Origin of the sequence: Streptomyces gardneri (assembly GCF_006539185.1) — a bacterium.
GTDB classification, from domain to species: domain Bacteria; phylum Actinomycetota; class Actinomycetes; order Streptomycetales; family Streptomycetaceae; genus Streptomyces; species Streptomyces gardneri.
In genome coordinates this window covers 84,640-100,516 of record NZ_BJMN01000029.1, presented here as the reverse complement: position 1 = coordinate 100,516, position 15,877 = coordinate 84,640, and the positions used below count along the sequence as shown (strand labels likewise).

Annotated in this window: 14 protein-coding genes; 9 read left to right on the top strand and 5 right to left on the bottom strand. The window is 72.8% G+C overall.

The features are described from left to right. Positions 1 to 35 precede the first annotated feature (35 nt). The 4 genes from SGA01_RS22640 to SGA01_RS22625 all read left to right on the top strand — a co-directional run bounded on the left by SGA01_RS22640 (position 36) and on the right by SGA01_RS22625 (position 3,372). On the top strand, positions 36 to 1,055 hold the full coding sequence (locus SGA01_RS22640) for an NADP-dependent oxidoreductase (RefSeq protein ID WP_141298248.1): 1,020 nt from the start codon (positions 36 to 38) through the stop codon (positions 1,053 to 1,055). 63 nt (positions 1,056 to 1,118) lie between these two features. After that, positions 1,119 to 1,541, top strand: a complete 423-nt coding sequence (locus tag SGA01_RS22635; protein ID WP_055643730.1) for an organic hydroperoxide resistance protein — start codon at positions 1,119 to 1,121, stop codon at positions 1,539 to 1,541. 162 nt (positions 1,542 to 1,703) lie between these two features. Continuing rightward, positions 1,704 to 2,543 carry an EI24 domain-containing protein gene (locus tag SGA01_RS22630; protein WP_141298247.1) on the top strand — a complete coding sequence of 280 codons (840 nt, stop codon included), beginning with the start codon at positions 1,704 to 1,706 and terminating at the stop codon, positions 2,541 to 2,543. 13 nt (positions 2,544 to 2,556) lie between these two features. Then, entirely contained in the window at positions 2,557 to 3,372 is an 816-nt protein-coding gene (locus tag SGA01_RS22625; RefSeq protein WP_141298246.1) for a pectate lyase, read from the top strand. Between the two features lie 26 nt (positions 3,373 to 3,398). Here SGA01_RS22625 and SGA01_RS22620 read toward each other — a convergent pair whose 3' ends face one another. Next, entirely contained in the window at positions 3,399 to 4,361 is a 963-nt protein-coding gene (locus SGA01_RS22620) for a LysR family transcriptional regulator (RefSeq protein ID WP_141298245.1), read from the bottom strand. Between the two features lie 146 nt (positions 4,362 to 4,507). Between SGA01_RS22620 and SGA01_RS22615 the strand changes: the two genes are divergently transcribed. Next, positions 4,508 to 6,694, top strand: coding sequence for a M4 family metallopeptidase (locus SGA01_RS22615; RefSeq protein WP_229917552.1), 2,187 nt, complete (start codon positions 4,508 to 4,510; stop codon positions 6,692 to 6,694). A gap of 146 nt (positions 6,695 to 6,840) precedes the next feature. Here SGA01_RS22615 and SGA01_RS22610 read toward each other — a convergent pair whose 3' ends face one another. Together SGA01_RS22610 and SGA01_RS22605 are read right to left on the bottom strand one after the other, a co-directional pair. After that, a complete protein-coding gene (locus SGA01_RS22610) occupies positions 6,841 to 7,563 on the bottom strand; it encodes a carbon-nitrogen hydrolase family protein (protein ID WP_371866118.1) in 723 nt (240 codons plus the stop codon). 23 nt (positions 7,564 to 7,586) lie between these two features. Continuing rightward, positions 7,587 to 8,504, bottom strand: coding sequence for a LysR family transcriptional regulator (locus tag SGA01_RS22605; protein ID WP_141298243.1), 918 nt, complete (start codon positions 8,502 to 8,504; stop codon positions 7,587 to 7,589). Positions 8,505 to 8,553: 49 nt separating this feature from the next. Between SGA01_RS22605 and SGA01_RS22600 the strand changes: the two genes are divergently transcribed. Then, a complete protein-coding gene (locus SGA01_RS22600; protein ID WP_141298242.1) occupies positions 8,554 to 9,354 on the top strand; it encodes an NAD(P)-dependent oxidoreductase in 801 nt (266 codons plus the stop codon). 6 nt (positions 9,355 to 9,360) lie between these two features. Here SGA01_RS22600 and SGA01_RS22595 read toward each other — a convergent pair whose 3' ends face one another. Then, the gene (locus tag SGA01_RS22595) at positions 9,361 to 9,933 is read right to left on the bottom strand and encodes a TetR/AcrR family transcriptional regulator (RefSeq protein ID WP_141298241.1); all 573 of its coding nucleotides are present in this window, start codon (positions 9,931 to 9,933) and stop codon (positions 9,361 to 9,363) included. Between the two features lie 157 nt (positions 9,934 to 10,090). Between SGA01_RS22595 and SGA01_RS22590 the strand changes: the two genes are divergently transcribed. Beyond that, positions 10,091 to 12,526: a glycoside hydrolase family 3 protein gene (locus SGA01_RS22590; protein WP_141298240.1), complete on the top strand. Its 2,436-nt coding sequence runs from the start codon at positions 10,091 to 10,093 to the stop codon at positions 12,524 to 12,526. Between the two features lie 58 nt (positions 12,527 to 12,584). Here SGA01_RS22590 and SGA01_RS22585 read toward each other — a convergent pair whose 3' ends face one another. Beyond that, entirely contained in the window at positions 12,585 to 13,496 is a 912-nt protein-coding gene (locus SGA01_RS22585; protein WP_141298239.1) for an SGNH/GDSL hydrolase family protein, read from the bottom strand. Between the two features lie 258 nt (positions 13,497 to 13,754). On the opposite strand from SGA01_RS22585, the gene SGA01_RS22580 reads away from it, so the two are divergent. Together SGA01_RS22580 and SGA01_RS22575 are read left to right on the top strand one after the other, a co-directional pair. Continuing rightward, positions 13,755 to 14,249, top strand: a complete 495-nt coding sequence (locus SGA01_RS22580; protein WP_055643740.1) for a DUF3145 domain-containing protein — start codon at positions 13,755 to 13,757, stop codon at positions 14,247 to 14,249. 65 nt (positions 14,250 to 14,314) lie between these two features. After that, a complete protein-coding gene (locus tag SGA01_RS22575; RefSeq protein WP_141298238.1) occupies positions 14,315 to 15,868 on the top strand; it encodes an outer membrane protein assembly factor BamB family protein in 1,554 nt (517 codons plus the stop codon). Positions 15,869 to 15,877 lie beyond the last annotated feature (9 nt).

Sequence of the window (15,877 nt, the reverse complement as noted above, 5' to 3'; positions counted from 1 at the left end):
TTTGCGTTCTGAAGCTTTGCCTGGAGGCCGTGCTCATGTCCGTTCTTCCCGCGTCCAGCCGTGAGTGGCACCTCGTCGCCCGTCCGCACGGCTGGCCGACCGCCGCGGACTTCGCCCTGCGCGAGGTCCCGGTGACCGAGCCCGCCGAGGGCCGCATCCTCGTGCGCAACCTGCACTTCTCCGTCGACCCGTACATGCGCGGCCGGATGAACGACGTGAAGTCGTACATCCCGCCGTTCCAGCTGGACCACCCGATGGACGGCGGCGCGGTCGGCGAGGTCGTCGCGTCCAACGCGGAGGGCTTCGCCGTCGGCGACCACGTCCTGCACGGGCTCGGCTGGCGCGAGTACGCGGACGTCCCGGCGCAGCACGCGACCAAGGTCGACCCGGCGCTCGCCCCCCTCTCCGCCTACCTCGGCGTGCTCGGCATGACCGGCCTCACGGCCTACGCGGGCCTCTTCGAGGTCGCCTCCTTCAAGGAGGGCGACACCGTCTTCGTCTCCGGCGCGGCCGGGGCGGTCGGCAGCCAGGTCGGCCAGATGGCGCGGCTCAAGGGCGCCTCCCGGGTCATCGGCTCCGCCGGCTCCGACGAGAAGGTGAAGTTCCTCGTCGAGGAGCTCGGCTTCGACGCGGCCTTCAACTACAAGAACGGCCCGGTCAAGGACCAGCTCCGCGAGGCCGCCCCGGACGGCATCGACGTCTACTTCGACAACGTCGGCGGGGACCACCTCGAAGCCGCGATCTCCTCGCTCAACGTGCACGGCCGCGCCACCATCTGCGGCATGATCGCCCAGTACAACGACACGGAGCCGGTCCCGGGACCGCGCAACATGGCGATGATCATCGGCAAGCGGCTCCGCCTTCAGGGCGTCCTCGTCGGCGACCACTACGGCCTGCAGAACCAGTTCGTCCAGGAGGTCGGCGGCTGGCTCGGCTCCGGCGAGCTCAAGCACCGCGAGACCTTCGTCGACGGCATCGAGAGCGGCGTGGACGCCTTCCTCGGACTGCTGCGCGGGGACAACACCGGAAAGATGATCGTCTCGGTGAACCGCTAGTCTTCCCTCAGCCGCCGCGATCGTGGGCGCGAGTCGCGGCGAACCGATGAAGGAATGACCAGCATGTCCATTCAGCACTCCGACGTTGTCTACACCGCCATCGCCACCGCCGAGAACGGCCGTGACGGCCGGGTCGCCACCGACGACGGTCAGCTCGACGTCGTCGTGAACCCGCCCAAGGCGATGGGTGGCTCCGGTGCGGGCACGAACCCCGAGCAGCTCTTCGCGGCCGGCTACAGCGCCTGCTTCCAGGGCGCGCTGGGTGTCGTCGCCCGCAACGAGAACGCCGACGTGTCCGGCTCGACGGTCACCGCCGAGGTGGGCATCGGCAAGAACGACGACGGCTTCGGCATCATCGTCAAGATCTCGGCGACCATCCCGAACGTGGACGCCGAGACCGCCAAGAGCCTGATCGAGAAGGCCCACCAGGTCTGCCCGTACTCCAAGGCGACCCGCGGCAACATCACGGTCGAGCTCGCAGTCTGAGCTCCGGACCGGCACACTGAGTGAGGGCCGCACCCCGACCGACCGGGGTGCGGCCTTCACTGCGTCCGGCCGTGGGCGGCCCCTCACCGCGTCCGCGGCGGTGCCCCGAGGCCGCTCCGGGACGCGTCAGGCCCCTCCGACCGGCCCCAGTAGGGTGAACCCATGCGTGATCTCGGGGTGGGTTTCAGATACCTGGTACAGGGCCAGAAGTGGGTGGGCCGGCACGGACGGTGGTTCGGATTCGGGCTGTTGCCCGGGCTCGTGACCCTCGTCCTCTATGTGGGCGCGCTCGTCGGTCTCGGCTACGGAGCCGACGACCTGGCGGCCTGGGCGACGCCGTTCGCCGACGACTGGAGCTCGCCCTGGCTCGGGCTCCTCCGGTCCACGGTCACCGGCCTGGTCTTCGCCTTCGGGCTCTTCCTCGCGGTCATCACCTTCACCGCCGTCACCCTCCTCGTCGGCCAGCCCTTCTACGAGTCCCTCTCCGAAGAGGTCGACCGCAGTCAGGGCGGCGACGTGCCCGAGTCCGGGCTCCCGCTCTGGCGCGAGCTGTGGATCTCGGCCCGTGACAGCCTGCGGGTCCTGCTGAGGGTCGCGTTCTACGGCGTCCTGCTCTTCGCCTGCGGTTTCATCCCGGTGATCGGCCAGACGGTCGTCCCCGTCCTCGGCTTCTGCGTCTCCGGCTTCTTCCTCGCCGAGGAGCTCACGGCCGTCGCGCTCCAGCGCCGGGGCGTCGAGCTCAAGGAGCGGCTCACGCTGCTGCGCGGCCGCCGCATGTTGACCCTCGGCTTCGGCGTGCCGCTGACCCTCGCCTTCCTGGTGCCGTTCGTCGCCGTCTTCCTCATGCCCGGCGCCGTCGCCGGAGCCACCCTGATGGCCCGCGACCTGCGCGGCGAGACGGCCGGCGACGACCGGGACGGCGACTCCCAGGAAAACGATCAAGAACGCGGCAACCTTCCGTCCTTCGGTGGCGACAAGGGGGTGCACCACCTCCCCCACTGAGGAAAGAAGCCCCATGACGTCACACAAGCGGAAGACCGGCCGCCGCCGCGCGGTCGTCGGCGGCCTGAGCGCCCTCGGCATCACCGGCGCGGCGATCGTCACCAGTACGCTCCTCGCCCCCGCGGGTGCGGCGACGCTGCCCGCCTGGCCCCAGGCCAAGGGCAGTACGCCGGTCGCCACGACCATCGAGGTCTCGGGCACTTATGACGGCAAGCTCAAGCGCTTCGCCGGCACCGGGGAGCTCGGCTCCGACGGGCAGAGCGAGAGCCAGCAGCCCCTCTTCGTCCTCAAGGACGGCGCGACCCTCAAGAACGTGGTCATCGGCACCCCCGCCGCCGACGGGGTCCACTGCCTCGGCAGCTGCACCCTCCAGAACGTCTGGTGGGAGAACGTCGGCGAGGACGCCGCCACCTTCAAGGGCACCTCGAAGACCGCGGTGTACGCGGTCCAGGGCGGCGGCGCGAAGGGCGCGTCCGACAAGGTCTTCCAGTTCAACGGCGCCGGCAAGCTGGTCGTGAACAAGTTCCAGGTCGCCGACTTCGGCAAGCTGGTCCGCTCCTGCGGCAACTGCAAGAAGCAGTACCCGCGCACGATCCTGATCAACGACGTCGACATCACCACGCCCGGCAAGTCGATCGTCGGCGTCAACGCCAACTACGGCGACACCGCGAGCCTGCGCAACATCCGGATCCACGGCGACACCAAGAAGAAGATCAAGCCGTGCACCCGCTTCACCGGCAACAACACCGGCAAGGAGCCGAAGGAGATCGGCACGGGCCCGGACGGCACCAGCTGCCGCTACGCGGCCGGAGACCTGTCGTACGACTAGGCGTACACCCCCGGTCCCCGGCGTCTTCAGGCGTCGAGGACCGGGTGCAGTTCCGGTCGGGCGTCCCACCACTCCCGGTAGAAGGCGTTGTTGCCGACGTTCGCCAGGTAGGCGTGGACCGCCGCCCGGTACAGCTGCTCCGCCTGCCGAGCGGGGACCGCCGCCCTGTTCCAGGCCAGCCGGATCCGGCCCAGGACCGGGTCGCCCTCCAGGGGGCGCAGGACCGTGCCCTCCGCGTACGGGGCCGTCGGCTGGCTCATGGAGATGGCCCGGCCCGAGGCGATCAGGTCGTAGTGCATCTTCCGGTCGGCGACCCGGTGCCGCAGTGAGGGCGTGAACCCGGCCTTCGCACAGGCGGCGACCAGCGCCTCGGGCCCGCCGTCGTCGTCCTCCACCAGCGTCATCCAGTCCTCGCCGGCCAGCTCGGCCAGCGCGATCCGCTCCTTCCCGGCCAGCGGGTGCGCGGCCGAGAGGCGCACGCAGAACGGCTCCTTGGGCACCAGGGTCCTGGCCGTGGTGCCCTCGGGCAGGGCGACCTCGTGCTCGTTGACCTCCCCGTACAGGACGGCGTCGTACCGGCCCGCGCCGAGCTGCCGGGTCAGGGTGGTCGCCGAGTGCTCCACGGTCACCGCGATGTCCTGACCGGCCATCACCCGCTCCAGCTGCCCGAGCAGTCCGTCGACCAGGACGAGCAGGATGCAGCCGAGCCGCAGGGGGGTGCCGGGGGCGACGGCCCGCGCCCCGGCGGCGAGCGCGTCCATCTCGCCGAGGACGAGCCGCGCCTTGGAGAGGACGAACTCGCCCAGCGGGGTGGGCTCCACGCCGTTCCGGCCGCGCAGGAAGAGCTCCCCGCCCGCGACCCGTTCGATGCGCCGGAGCTGCGCGGAGAGCGCCGGCTGGGAGACCCCGAGCCGGCCGGCCGCGCGTCCCAGACTGCCCGCTTCCGCTATCCGGCAGACGGCCTCGAGATGCCTCAACTCCAGCTGCATTTCAGCAGCGTACGCAGCACCGCGCGGCCGCACCATAACCCGCGTCTTATGCCGGATGAGATGTCCCGAACCGGTCATGTTCACGCCCATACTCGGCGCGACGATCCGTCTCCCCCACCACGATCCCACCCCGATCGGAGCAGACGTTGCACCCCAGCAGAATCACGGCGGCCGTGGCCGCCCTGGCGCTGTCGGCGAGCCTCGCGACCGCCCTCGCCGGCACCGCCACCGCGGCCCCGCAGGCGCAGCCCGTACCCCCGGGCCACGGCAAGTCCCTCGCGCTCGCCGCCGCCGACGGCGCCGCGGCCAGCGGCCTCGACGAGCTCCGGCACGGTGCCGACGAGGAACTCGTCCGCACCTCCGTCACCCCCTGGTCGAACGGCCTGTACTACGCCTCGTACGAGCGCACCTACCGCGGCCTCCCGGTCGTCGGCGGCGACGCGGTCGTCGTCTCCGACAGCGCCGGCAAGGTCCGCGAGGTGACCGGCGCCAAGGCGCCCGCCATCAAGGTCTCCACCAAGGCCAAGGTGACCGCCGACGCCGCCCTCGCGACCGCCCGGAAGCAGCTCGCCTCCGTGGAGAGCGCGAGCGCCCCGGAGCTGACCGTGCTCCTCAAGGGCGGCAAGGCCGTCCTGACCTGGCACACCCGGGTCGTCGGCCTCACCGCGCAGAACGCGCCGAGCGCCCTCGACACCTACGTCGACGCGCGCACCGGCTCCGTCGCGCAGGCCACCGACAAGGTCCAGCACGCCGACGGCCGCGGCTACCACAACGGCAACGTCACCATCGACACCGCCGCGAGCTCCATGACCGACACCAGCCGCGGCGGCTTCAAGTGCGGCGGCCAGAACGGCAGCGCCTACACGGGCTCCTCGCCCTGGGGCAACAACGGCGCCAACGACCTGGTCACCGCCTGCGTCGACATCATGTACGCGGCCCAGCGCGAGTCCGACATGCTCAAGCAGTGGTTCGGCTACAACGGCATCAACGGCCAGGGCGGCATGGTCCCGGCCCGCGCCGGACTGAGCCAGGTCAACGCGTACTACGACGGTTCGAAGACCACGTACGGCCGCAACCAGAACGGCACCAACCAGCTCACCGGCATCGACGTCGTGGCGCACGAGTACGGCCACGAGATCTTCGACCGGACCCCGGGCAGCGCCGGCTCGTCCAACGAGAACGGCGGGATGAACGAGTCGACGGGCGACATCTTCGGCGCGCTCACCGAGCACTTCGCCAACAACCCGAACGACACCCCCGACTACACGGTCGGCGAGAAGCTGAACTTCACCGGCAACAACCAGCCGATCCGCAACATGTACAACCCGTCGCTCATCAACAACGACCCCAACTGCTACCCGCAGTTGACCTCCGGCACCGAGGTGCACGCGGCGGCCGGCCCGCAGAACCACTGGTTCTACCTCCTCGCCGAGGGCTCCAACCCGGGCGGCGGCAAGCCCAACAGCCCCATATGTTCCGGCGGCCCCTCCTCGGTGACCGGCATCGGCATCCAGAAGGCCGGCAAGATCTTCATGGGCGCGCTGCTCATGAAGACCTCCTCCTGGAACCACCTCGCCGCCCGCAGGGCGACGCTGACCAGCGCCAAGAACACCTACGGCAGCGCCGAGTGCAACGCGGTGAAGGCGGCGTGGAACGCGATCGGCGTCCCGGCCCAGTCCGGTGAGACCGACTGTGGCGGCACCACCAACCCGGACTTCTCGCTCGCCCTGAACCCGGCCACGGGCTCGGTCCAGCCGGGTGCCTCCGTCACCTCGACGGTGAACACCAGCACCACCGGCGGCAGCGCGCAGACCGTCCAGCTCTCCGCGAGCGGCGCCCCGAGCGGCGTCACCGTCTCCTTCAGCCCCACCTCGGTGACCTCCGGCTCCTCCTCCACGATGACCGTGCAGGTCGCGGCCGGCACGGCCAACGGCACCTACCCGATCACCGTCACCGGTACGGGCTCCGCCACCCACACGGTCACCTACCAGCTGTCGGTCGGCACCACGACCCCGCCCACCGGCTGCGACAACGCCGAGTACAGCTACCAGGGCAGCCTGACGTCCGGTCAGACCGCGGTCCAGCCCGACGGCTCGTACTACTACTCGGCGACCTCCGGCACCCACGTGGGCTGCCTGCGCGGCCCGGCCGGCACCGACTTCGACCTCTACCTGCAGAAGTGGAACGGGTCGGGCTGGGTGGACGTGGCGGTCGGCGGCACGGCGTCCGCCGACGAGGACACCAGCTACTACGGCACCGCGGGCTACTACCGGTACGTGGTCCACGCGTACAGCGGCTCCGGCGCGTACACGCTGGGCCTGAGCGCCCCGTAACGGGGACGGGGCACCGTCACGGGCCGGGGGTCCCGTGACGGACTTCCCCGAGCCGGGCGGCCGCATGTCCCACGGCCGCCCGGCTTCTCGGTGCCTTCGTGTATCCGTGTCTCCGTGTCTCTGTGGTCCCGTGGTTCCGTGTCCCGTCAGCCGACCTCGGCCAGCACGAACCCCGGCGCGTCCGTCCCCGCGTCCGCGAGCCGCTCCCCGTCCGGGCCCCAGACCCCGGCCCGGCCGGTGCCGATCCCGTCCTCGTTGGCCCCGAGGACGTTGCCGAGGACCACGTACAGACCGAAGTCCCGCGCCCGTACCGGATACACCGCCTCGAACGAGTCGTTGTCGGCGGAGAGCACCGAGCTCGCCAGATACACCGCGCACCCCTCGGCCGCGGCCCGCTCGGCCAGCTCGGGGAAGCGGTTGTCGTAGCAGGTGGCCGTCGCGAAGCGGACCCCGTCGAGCGCGAACCGCCCGTCGGCCGTGCCCGGCGCGAAGACCTCCTCCTCGATCCCGTACAGATGCTGCTTGTCGTAACGGGCGAGGAGCCCGCCGTCGGGCCCGATCACCAGCGAGGTGACCCCGGTCCGCCCGTCGGCCGTCCGTACGGGCCCGTTGACCACGGCCGCCGCCGAGACCTCCCGGCAGGCGTCCCGTAGCGGTTCGAGGCGCGGGTCGTCCTCGGTGAGGACGAGCGTGGGGGTGTCCCGGATCAGCGAGGGCTCGTACCCGCTGAGGCAGAGCTCGGCGAAGACGACCACTCGGGCCCCCTCGGCCCCGGCGGCCCGGACGAGCCCGGCGATCGTACGGACGTTGGCGTCGATGTCCCCGGCGACCGGGGCGAACTGGGTGGCTGCGATGATCACGGCGGCCATCATCCCGCGCCCTTCTGTAAGGGTCAAGGGTGGGTGGGGGGTATTAGCGCCTCGGCCGTCTCGCGCAGCACGCCGAGGAAAGCGGTCGCCGCCACCGTCGGCGTGCTCGGCGCGGCCGCGCAGATCCGGCGGTACGGCACGTCGTCCGGGTGGATCGTCACGAGTGCGACGTCCGGGCGCACCGAGGCCGCCGCGAGCGCGGGCACGAGCGTGATCCCGAGGTCCGCCGCGACCGCCCCCAGCTTGGCGATCCAGTCGTGCGCGAGCAGCCCGGTGCGCGGCCGGAACCCGGCGGCGACGGCCGGACGGAAGAGCGTGTCCTCCAGGCGCTCGTGGCCCGTGATCCACTCCTCGTCGGCGAGCTCGGCGAGCCGCACCGCCCGCCGCCCCGCGTGCCGGTGCCCCTGCGCCAGGGCCACCAGCATCGGCTCGTCGAGCAGGTGGTGCAGCGTCACACCCGGCGGCGGGGGAGCGGCGGGCGTCGGCCCGACCACCGCGAGGTCCTCCTCCCCGGCCGCGACGAGCCCGAGGTGCTTGACCGACGGCCCCTCGACACGCGTGACCACCACCCCCGGATGCCGCTCGCGGAACGCGGCCTGCGCGCGCGGCACGAGGGAGGCGGTGGCGCTGGAGAAGGCCCCCAGCCGCAGCAGCCCGCCGTCGAGCGTGCGCAGCGAGGCCAGTTCGGCCCGGGCGGCGGCCAGCCGGTCCCGTACCGCCTCGGCGTGCGGAAGCAGCACCCGGCCCGCCTCCGTCAGCCGCACCCCGCGCGGCAGCCGCTCGAACAGCTCCGCCCCCATCTCGTCCTCCAGCGACTGGACCTGGCGGGAGACCGCGGACTGCGTGTAGCCGAGGGCGTGGGCGGCGGCGGTGAAGGAGCCGGCGCGGGCGACGGCGAGGAACGCCTCGTACAGACCATGCGAGAGAGACATGGCAGTCATGCTAGACATTCGCTTGTCGCATGAAGGAGGCGGTCCTAGCGTCGAGGGCATGGACAACACCGCCCCGCAGAAGATCGCCTTCCTCGGCCTCGGATCCATGGGCCTGCCGATGGCCCGCCGCCTCCTCGACGCCGGACACCCCCTGACCGTCTGGAACCGCACGCCCGCCAAGGCCGACCCCCTCGTCGCCGACGGAGCCGTCCGGGCCGCCGACCCCGCCGAGGCCGTCCGGGACGCCGACGTCGTCGTCACGATGCTCGCGGACCCGGCCGCCGCGCTCGCCGTCGCGGACCGGCTGATCCCGGCGCTGCGCCCGGGCACCCACTGGATCGACACCTCGACGGTCGGCCCGGACACGGTCGCCGCCCTGGCCGCCCGGCTCCCCGCCGGGGTCACCCTGATCGACGCGCCCGTCATGGGCAGCGTCGACCGGGCCGCCACCGGCGAGCTCCTGATCCTCGCGGGCGGCGATACCGCGCCCGTCGCCGCCGTCCTCGACCTGCTCGGCGCCACCACCCCGTGCGGCGGCCCCGGCGCCGGCGCCGCCCTCAAGCTCGTCCTCATCAACGCGGCCATCGGCGGCGTCGCCCTCGTCGCCGAGGCCCTCGCGCTCGCCGGCGCCCTGGGCCTGCCCCGCGACCTCGCCCTCCGCACCCTCGGCGCGGGCCCCCTCGCGGGAGCCGTCGGGCGCGCCACCGCCACCGGCTCGTACTTCCCGGTCGCCCTCGCCGCGAAGGACGTCGCCCTCGCGACGGCGCTGGCGAAGCTGCCCGTCCTGGAGGCGGTCCACACCGCGCTGACCGGGGACCCGGCCCTGCTCGGCGAGGACCTGGCGGCCGTGGCCCGCTGACTCCCCTCAGGCGTCGCCGCCGCCCCGCAGCAGGCGCAGGAAGTCACGGAAGGCGCTCGGCATGTCCACCGCCGAGGGGTCCAGGAGCCACTGGTACTGGAGCCCGTCCATGACGGCGGTGAGCAGCGGGGCCGCCTGCTCCGGAGTCAGGCCCCCGGGGAGCCGGTCGCCGAACTCCAGCCGCAGCACGTCCGCCATGTTGGCCCTGACCTGCGCGTAGCGCTCGGTGAAGAAGGTCCGCGCGGGGTGTCCGTCGGTGACGCTCTCGCCCAGCAGGGCGGAGAAGGTCTGCACGATCCCGGGCCGCATCGCGTTGTACTCGACGAGGGACTCCAGCAGGTCGACCCGCCAGCCCTCGCGGTCCCGGCCGCCGCTCGTGTCCCAGCGGTCGCGCTCCTCCAGGACGGCGACGAGCAGCGCCTCCTTCGTGGGGAAGTAGTACAGCAGCCCCTGCTGGGTCAGCCCGACGCGCTCGGCGACGGATCCGAGGGTCGCGCCGCGGTAGCCGCGCTCGGCGATCACTTCGAGGGCGGCGCGCAGGATCTCCGCCCGCCGCTCCTCGCTCCTGGCCCGCACCATCGCCGCGGCCTCCTCTCGCAGGGTCGTCCGACAGGACGGTACCGCTTCGCCCACCCATGAAAGTAACAGAATAATAACTTCACCTACCGATCTACAGGTAGGTGAGTGCACCATGGGCGCATCGGGGTCATCGGTACGTCAACGAGGAGGTACGGCCATGGTGGAGAACAGCGCGGAGGCCGCGCGGAACGCGGCCGTCGAGGCGGCGCTCGGCAAGCTCGACCTGGACACCAAGGCCCGGCTGCTCGGCGGCCAGGACATGTGGTCCCTGCCCGCCCTGCCGGAGATCGGCCTGAAGTCCCTGGTCATGTCCGACGGACCCATCGGTGTCCGCGGTGTCCGCTGGACCGCCGACGACCCGTCCGTCGCCCTGCCGTCCCCGACCGCGCTCGCCGCCGCCTGGGACCCCGAGCTCGCCCGCCGCGCCGGCCGGCTCCTCGCGCAGGAGGCCCGCCGCAAGGGCGTCCACGTCCTGCTCGCGCCCACCGTCAACCTGCACCGCTCGCCCCTCGGCGGCCGCCACTTCGAGGCGTACAGCGAGGACCCGTACCTCACCGGTGAGATCGGCACCGGCTACGTCCAGGGCGTCCAGGACGGCGGCGTCGGCACGACCGTCAAGCACTTCGTCGCCAACGACGCCGAGACCGACCGCTTCACCGTCGACAACACGATCGCCGCGCGCCCGCTCCGCGAGCTCTACCTCGCCCCCTTCGAGGCCATCGTCAAGAACGCCCACCCCTGGGGCATCATGACCGCCTACAACCGGGTCAACGGCGTGACGATGACCGAGCACCGCTACCTCGTCAACGAGGTCCTGCGCGGCGAGTGGGGCTTCGACGGCTACAACGTCTCCGACTGGATGGCCGCCCGCTCCACCACCGGCGACATCGAGGGCGGCCTCGACGTCGCCATGCCCGGCCCGCAGACCGTCTACGGCGAGGCCCTCGCCGCCGCCGTCCGCGCCGGCGAGGTCGAGGAGTCCGCCGTCGACGCGGCCGTACGCAACGTCCTGCGGCTCGCCGCCCGCGTCGGCGCCCTCGAAGGCGCCCCCGCGGTCGTCACCGAACACCCCGCCGCCATCGACGGCGACGCCCTCGCCCGCGAGATCGCCCGCCGCGGCTTCGTCCTCGTCCGCAACGAGAACCGGGCCCTGCCCCTCAAGAGCGGCACGGTCGCCCTCTCCGGCGCCGCCGCCCGCGACGCCCGCGTCCTCGGCGGCGGCTCCGCCCAGGTCTTCCCCGACCACGTCGTCTCCCCGCTCGCCGGCCTCACCGCCGCCCTCCCCGAAGGCGCCCTGACCTTCACCGTCGGCGCCGACCCCAGCGAGGAACTCACCCCCGCCGATCAGGGCTTCACCCTCCGCGCCCGCTGCCGCGACGCCGAGGGCCGGGTCCTCGGCGAGGGCTCCCTGCCCAACGGCCAGGTCCAGTGGATCGGCGACGACCTGCCCGCCGGCGTCACCCACGAGGCCCTCGCCTCCATCGAGGTCCTCGGCACCTTCACCCCGCGCGAGTCCGGCGAGCACTCCTTCGGCACCCGCGGCCTCGGTGCCTTCGCCCTCACCGTCGGCGGCGTCACCGTCTTCGACGGCGTCCAGGCGATGGGTCCCGAGACCGACCCCTTCGAGGCGTTCTTCGGCTCCCCGGTCGAGCGCGCCAAGGTCGCCCTCACCGCCGGCGAGACCGTCGAGGTCTCCCTGCGCCACACCCTGGACAAGGAGTTCGCGGCGCCGCTGCCGGCCGTCATGTTCTCCTTCGTCCACCTCGGTCCCCGCCGGGGCCCCGACGAACTGATCACCGAAGCCGTCGAGGCCGCCCGCGCCGCCGACACCGCCGTCGTGGTCGTCGCCACCACCGAGCGCGTCGAGTCCGAGGGCTTCGACCGCAAGGACCTCGCCCTCCCCGGCCGCCAGGACGAGCTCGTACGGGCCGTCGCCGCCGCCAACCCGAACACCGTCGTCGTCGTCAACGCCGGCTCCCCGGTCGAGATGCCGTGGCGCGAGGACGTGGCCGCGATCCTGCTCAGCTGGTTCCCCGGCCAGGAGGGCGGCGACGCCCTCGCCGACGTCCTCACCGGCGCCGAGGAGCCCGGCGGCCGCCTCCCCACCACCTGGCCCGCCGCCCTCGCCGACGTCCCCGTCACCGAGGTCACCCCCACCGAGGGCGTACTCGACTACACCGAGGGCGTCTTCATCGGCTACCGCGCCTGGGACAGGGCCGGCGCCGTCCCCGCGTACGCCTTCGGCCACGGCCTCGGCTACACGACCTGGTCGTACGACTCCCTGACCGCCGCCCCCGAGACGGTCACCGTCCGGCTCACCAACACCGGCGACCGCACCGGCCGCGAGGTCGTCCAGATCTACCTGGCGCCCGTCGCCGACCAGGTGGAGCGCCCGGCGCGCTGGCTGGCCGCCTTCGCGAGCGTCGAGGCCGCGCCCGGCGAGACCGTCGAGACCGAGATCGCGCTGCCCCGCCGCGCCTTCGAGATCTGGGACGAGGAGAAGGGCGACTGGGCCCTCGTCCCCGGCGCCTACGAGGTCGTGGCGGCCCACTCCCTCGTGGACGCCCGCCTGACCGCCACCCTGGAGATCTGACCCCCGATCCCCACGAACCGGGCCCCGGGACGGAACCTGACAACCGTCCCGGGGCTCCTCACTCCTTCGTGATCCGCCGGTACGCGAGCTCCGCGAGCCGCGCCTGCCCGTCCCGGCTCGGATGGAACCAGTCCCACGGGCTCAACTGCCCGCCGTCGAACCGGAAACCGAAGACCGCCCCGCCGTCGTACCGGCAGCGCTCGTCCTCGGCGCAGACCTCCTCCAGGACCTTGTTGTACGCCACGACCCGCTCCCGCACCGCCGTCCGGCGCCGCTCCGCCGCCGGGCCCAGGTCCTCCGCGTCCGCCAGCATCGAGCCGCAGATCCCCAGCTTCCACACCTTCAGGCCCTCCGGGCTGTGCCGCCCCGTCGACCAGAGGTGCTTCAGGTCGGGCACGCTCGACACGTACACCTGCGCCTTCGGCGCGCCCACCCGCAGCCGGGCCAGCGCCGTCTCGAAGGAGAAGCGGAAGTCGGCGACCGGGGTCATGAGTTCCGGCGTCGGCCGGCAGGCGTCGTTGGCGCCCATCATCACCGTCACCAGCTCCGGCCTCTCGGCCGCCGCCCCCGCCATCTGCTCGGGCAGCTCCGCCATCCGGGCGCCCGTCCGCGCCAGGTTCCAGCTGCGCGTGGCCACCTTCCCGGGGCCGAGCAGCCGCAACGCCAGGCTGTTGACGGCCGTGTCCGTCCCGGTCGCCCAGGACACCTCGGGGCAGTCCGCGAGGACCGCGCAGGCGTCGAAGGCGCGGGTGACGGAATCGCCGACGGCGGCGACGGAGGCGGGGGAGACGTCCCACAGGGAGGCCGGCGTCGGGCTCGGCGTCGGACTCGGCGTGGGTGTCGGGGGCCGACTCTCGGCGGGAGGCGCCGCGCCCGGGCTCCCGGTCGTGCAGCCGGAGGCCACTCCCGCGCACAGCAGCGCCGCCGCGGCGGAGACGACAGCGGTACGAATTCTGCGTCGGCCGCGCATCCTCGGCCCCTCCTTCGGCGTCCTGGCGGGTGAAAGGTTCGTGTTCCCCGGCCCTCGGACCGACCGTACGTCACACCGATGACGGTGCGGCACGGTAGCTTTTCCCCCGTCGAACCAGAGGCGCCTTCGCCGATGGGCTCCGGTAAATTACATCACGTCACATGCTGTCCCCTTTTCGAGGGTTTGCGATGTTTTGCTCCGGACGCTGTTAACTGAGGCCGCTGGGAAGGCGAACCTCGTCCCACACTGGAGGTCCCGGTGACGACACGTGGAGTCCTGTACGTACACTCCGCACCGCGCGCGCTGTGCCCGCACGTCGAATGGGCGGTCGCGGGTGTCCTCGGTGCGAGGGTCCAGCTCGACTGGATCCGCCAGCCGGCGTCCCCCGGCACCTGGAGAGCCGAGTTCTCCTGGAAGGGGCAGACCGGCACCGCCTCCAAACTCGCCTCCGCGCTGCGCGGTTGGCAGATGCTCCGCTTCGAGGTGACCGCGGAACCCTGCCCCACCGCCGAGGGCGAGCGCTACAGCGCCACCCCCGACCTGGGCATCTTCCATGCCGTCACCGGCATGCACGGCGACATCCTGATCCCCGAGGACCGGCTGCGAGCCGCCCTGGCGCGCTCCCTCCAGGGCGAGACGCAGCTGGAGGCCGAGGTCGCCAGACTCCTCGGAAAGCCCTGGGACGACGAGCTGGAGCCCTTCCGGTACGCGGGCGAGGGCGCCCCCGTCCGCTGGCTTCACCAAGTCGTCTGATGCGCTTCACCCGCGCGTTGTAGATTCCGCCCGGGCGCGCAGGGGGCGCGCCGGGCGGGAGAGACGTGATACCTGAACGCAGGGGGCCCTCCACGGGCGCCGTGGCGCTGTCGGGGGCCGCGTTCGGCGCGGCGGCGGTGTTCCTCGGGGCGGGCGTCGTCGCCGGCGACTGGCCGACGGGCTGGGCGGCGGTGGTCTGCGCCCTGGTCCTCACGGCCGTGGGGGTCACCGTCCGTGCGGCGGCGGGCCGTACGGCTACGACACGCGACAGCGGCGGCGGCCCGAGCCTCGACAAGACCGACACCGCCACCGGGCCCGCAGCCCCGGGCCGTGCCTCGTTCGTCGCCGCCGTGGTCGTCTGGGCCGTCGCCGTCCTCGCCGCCGGCATCTGGGCGGCCACGTCCGGGGACGACGACGAACGGGACGGCGGCGGGACCGCGAAGGGCCGCCCGTCGGCGTCCGCGCAGCCGTCGACGTCCGCACGGCCCACGGCGGCCTCCTCCCTCGACGCCGCCCCGGCCGTCCCGTGGACGGTCCCGGCCGTCGGCCAGAAGTACGACGAGGGCGTCGGCTCCTGGGCCCTCGGCCCGACCGTCGCCCAGGGGCGGATCGACGGACTCTTCGCGTACGACGCCGCCGGCGGCTCCGTCCGGTGGAGTGTGCCCGCACCCACCCGCGAGGCCCTGTGCGCGATCACCCCGGACACCGAGGAGGGCATCGGGCTCGTCGCGCACGGCCGGCACGAGAAGCCCTGCGCGACCCTGCTCGCCGTCCGGACCTCCGACGGCAAGGTCATGTGGCGGCGCAAGCTCGGTGGCACGGGCCTCGTCGGGAACGCGCTCGCCGTCGGCGGCACCACCGCCGTCACCGCCGAGGACGGAACGGTCCGGGCCCGCTCCACCGAGTCCGGAGAGCAGCGCTGGCAGCGGCCGGCGCCCAAGGGGTGCCTGCCCCTGGCGCTCGACGCCGACGCCACCCGTACCCTCCTCGTCGAGCAGTGCGGCAAGGGCGCCCGGCTCCTCGCCCTCGACACCCGTACGGGCACCCAGCGGTGGACCCGGGACCTGCCCGTCGAGTCGACGGCCACGGCGTCGGTGGTCTCCGTCGCCCCGGCGGTCGTCGCGGTCGACGAGGCGGACGCCCGCGGCACCCACGCCTTCCTGGGCTTCGACGACAAGGGAGCCCCGACCGCGTCCGTACCGCTCTCCGGGCCGGAGGGAGTCCTCTCCGCCCCCGAAGGCGTCGGCGACGGCCGCACCGTCAGGCCCCTCGTGCGCGACGGCCTCCTGATCACCTTCGCCGAGCACGAGTCGATGGTGCCGGACCGGGTCGTCGCGTACTCCCTGAAGGACGGCCGGAAGGCCTGGGCGCACGACGACGAGGGCCAGACGATGGCACTAGCCGCCGAGCCCGACGGCCGCGTCGCCTACCTCGGGTCCGACGCGTCGGTCACCCTCCTCGACCCCGCCACGGGCAGGACGGCCACGGTCCTGAAGCCCGACACGGCCGAGCTCCCGGCGATCTCCATCGCCCCGGAACTGCTCCCCGTCCCCGGCGGCCACGTCGTCCTCAACCAGATCAACATGCAGGCCGAACCGGCGGCCTTCGCCCTGCGCTGACGGTCGGCG

Bases quoted from the DNA above. Each gene is read 5' to 3' on its own strand.
- SGA01_RS22640 (WP_141298248.1), top strand. From the start codon at position 36: ATGTCCGTTCTTCCCGCGTCCAGCCGTGAGTGGCACCTCGTCGCCCGT.
- SGA01_RS22635 (WP_055643730.1), top strand. From the start codon at position 1,119: ATGTCCATTCAGCACTCCGACGTTGTCTACACCGCCATCGCCACCGCC.
- SGA01_RS22630 (WP_141298247.1), top strand. From the start codon at position 1,704: ATGCGTGATCTCGGGGTGGGTTTCAGATACCTGGTACAGGGCCAGAAG.
- SGA01_RS22625 (WP_141298246.1), top strand. From the start codon at position 2,557: ATGACGTCACACAAGCGGAAGACCGGCCGCCGCCGCGCGGTCGTCGGC.
- SGA01_RS22620 (WP_141298245.1), bottom strand. From the start codon at position 4,361: ATGCAGCTGGAGTTGAGGCATCTCGAGGCCGTCTGCCGGATAGCGGAA.
- SGA01_RS22610 (WP_371866118.1), bottom strand. From the start codon at position 7,563: ATGGCCGCCGTGATCATCGCAGCCACCCAGTTCGCCCCGGTCGCCGGG.
- SGA01_RS22605 (WP_141298243.1), bottom strand. From the start codon at position 8,504: ATGACTGCCATGTCTCTCTCGCATGGTCTGTACGAGGCGTTCCTCGCC.
- SGA01_RS22600 (WP_141298242.1), top strand. From the start codon at position 8,554: ATGGACAACACCGCCCCGCAGAAGATCGCCTTCCTCGGCCTCGGATCC.
- SGA01_RS22595 (WP_141298241.1), bottom strand. From the start codon at position 9,933: ATGGTGCGGGCCAGGAGCGAGGAGCGGCGGGCGGAGATCCTGCGCGCC.
- SGA01_RS22590 (WP_141298240.1), top strand. From the start codon at position 10,091: ATGGTGGAGAACAGCGCGGAGGCCGCGCGGAACGCGGCCGTCGAGGCG.
- SGA01_RS22585 (WP_141298239.1), bottom strand. From the start codon at position 13,496: ATGCGCGGCCGACGCAGAATTCGTACCGCTGTCGTCTCCGCCGCGGCG.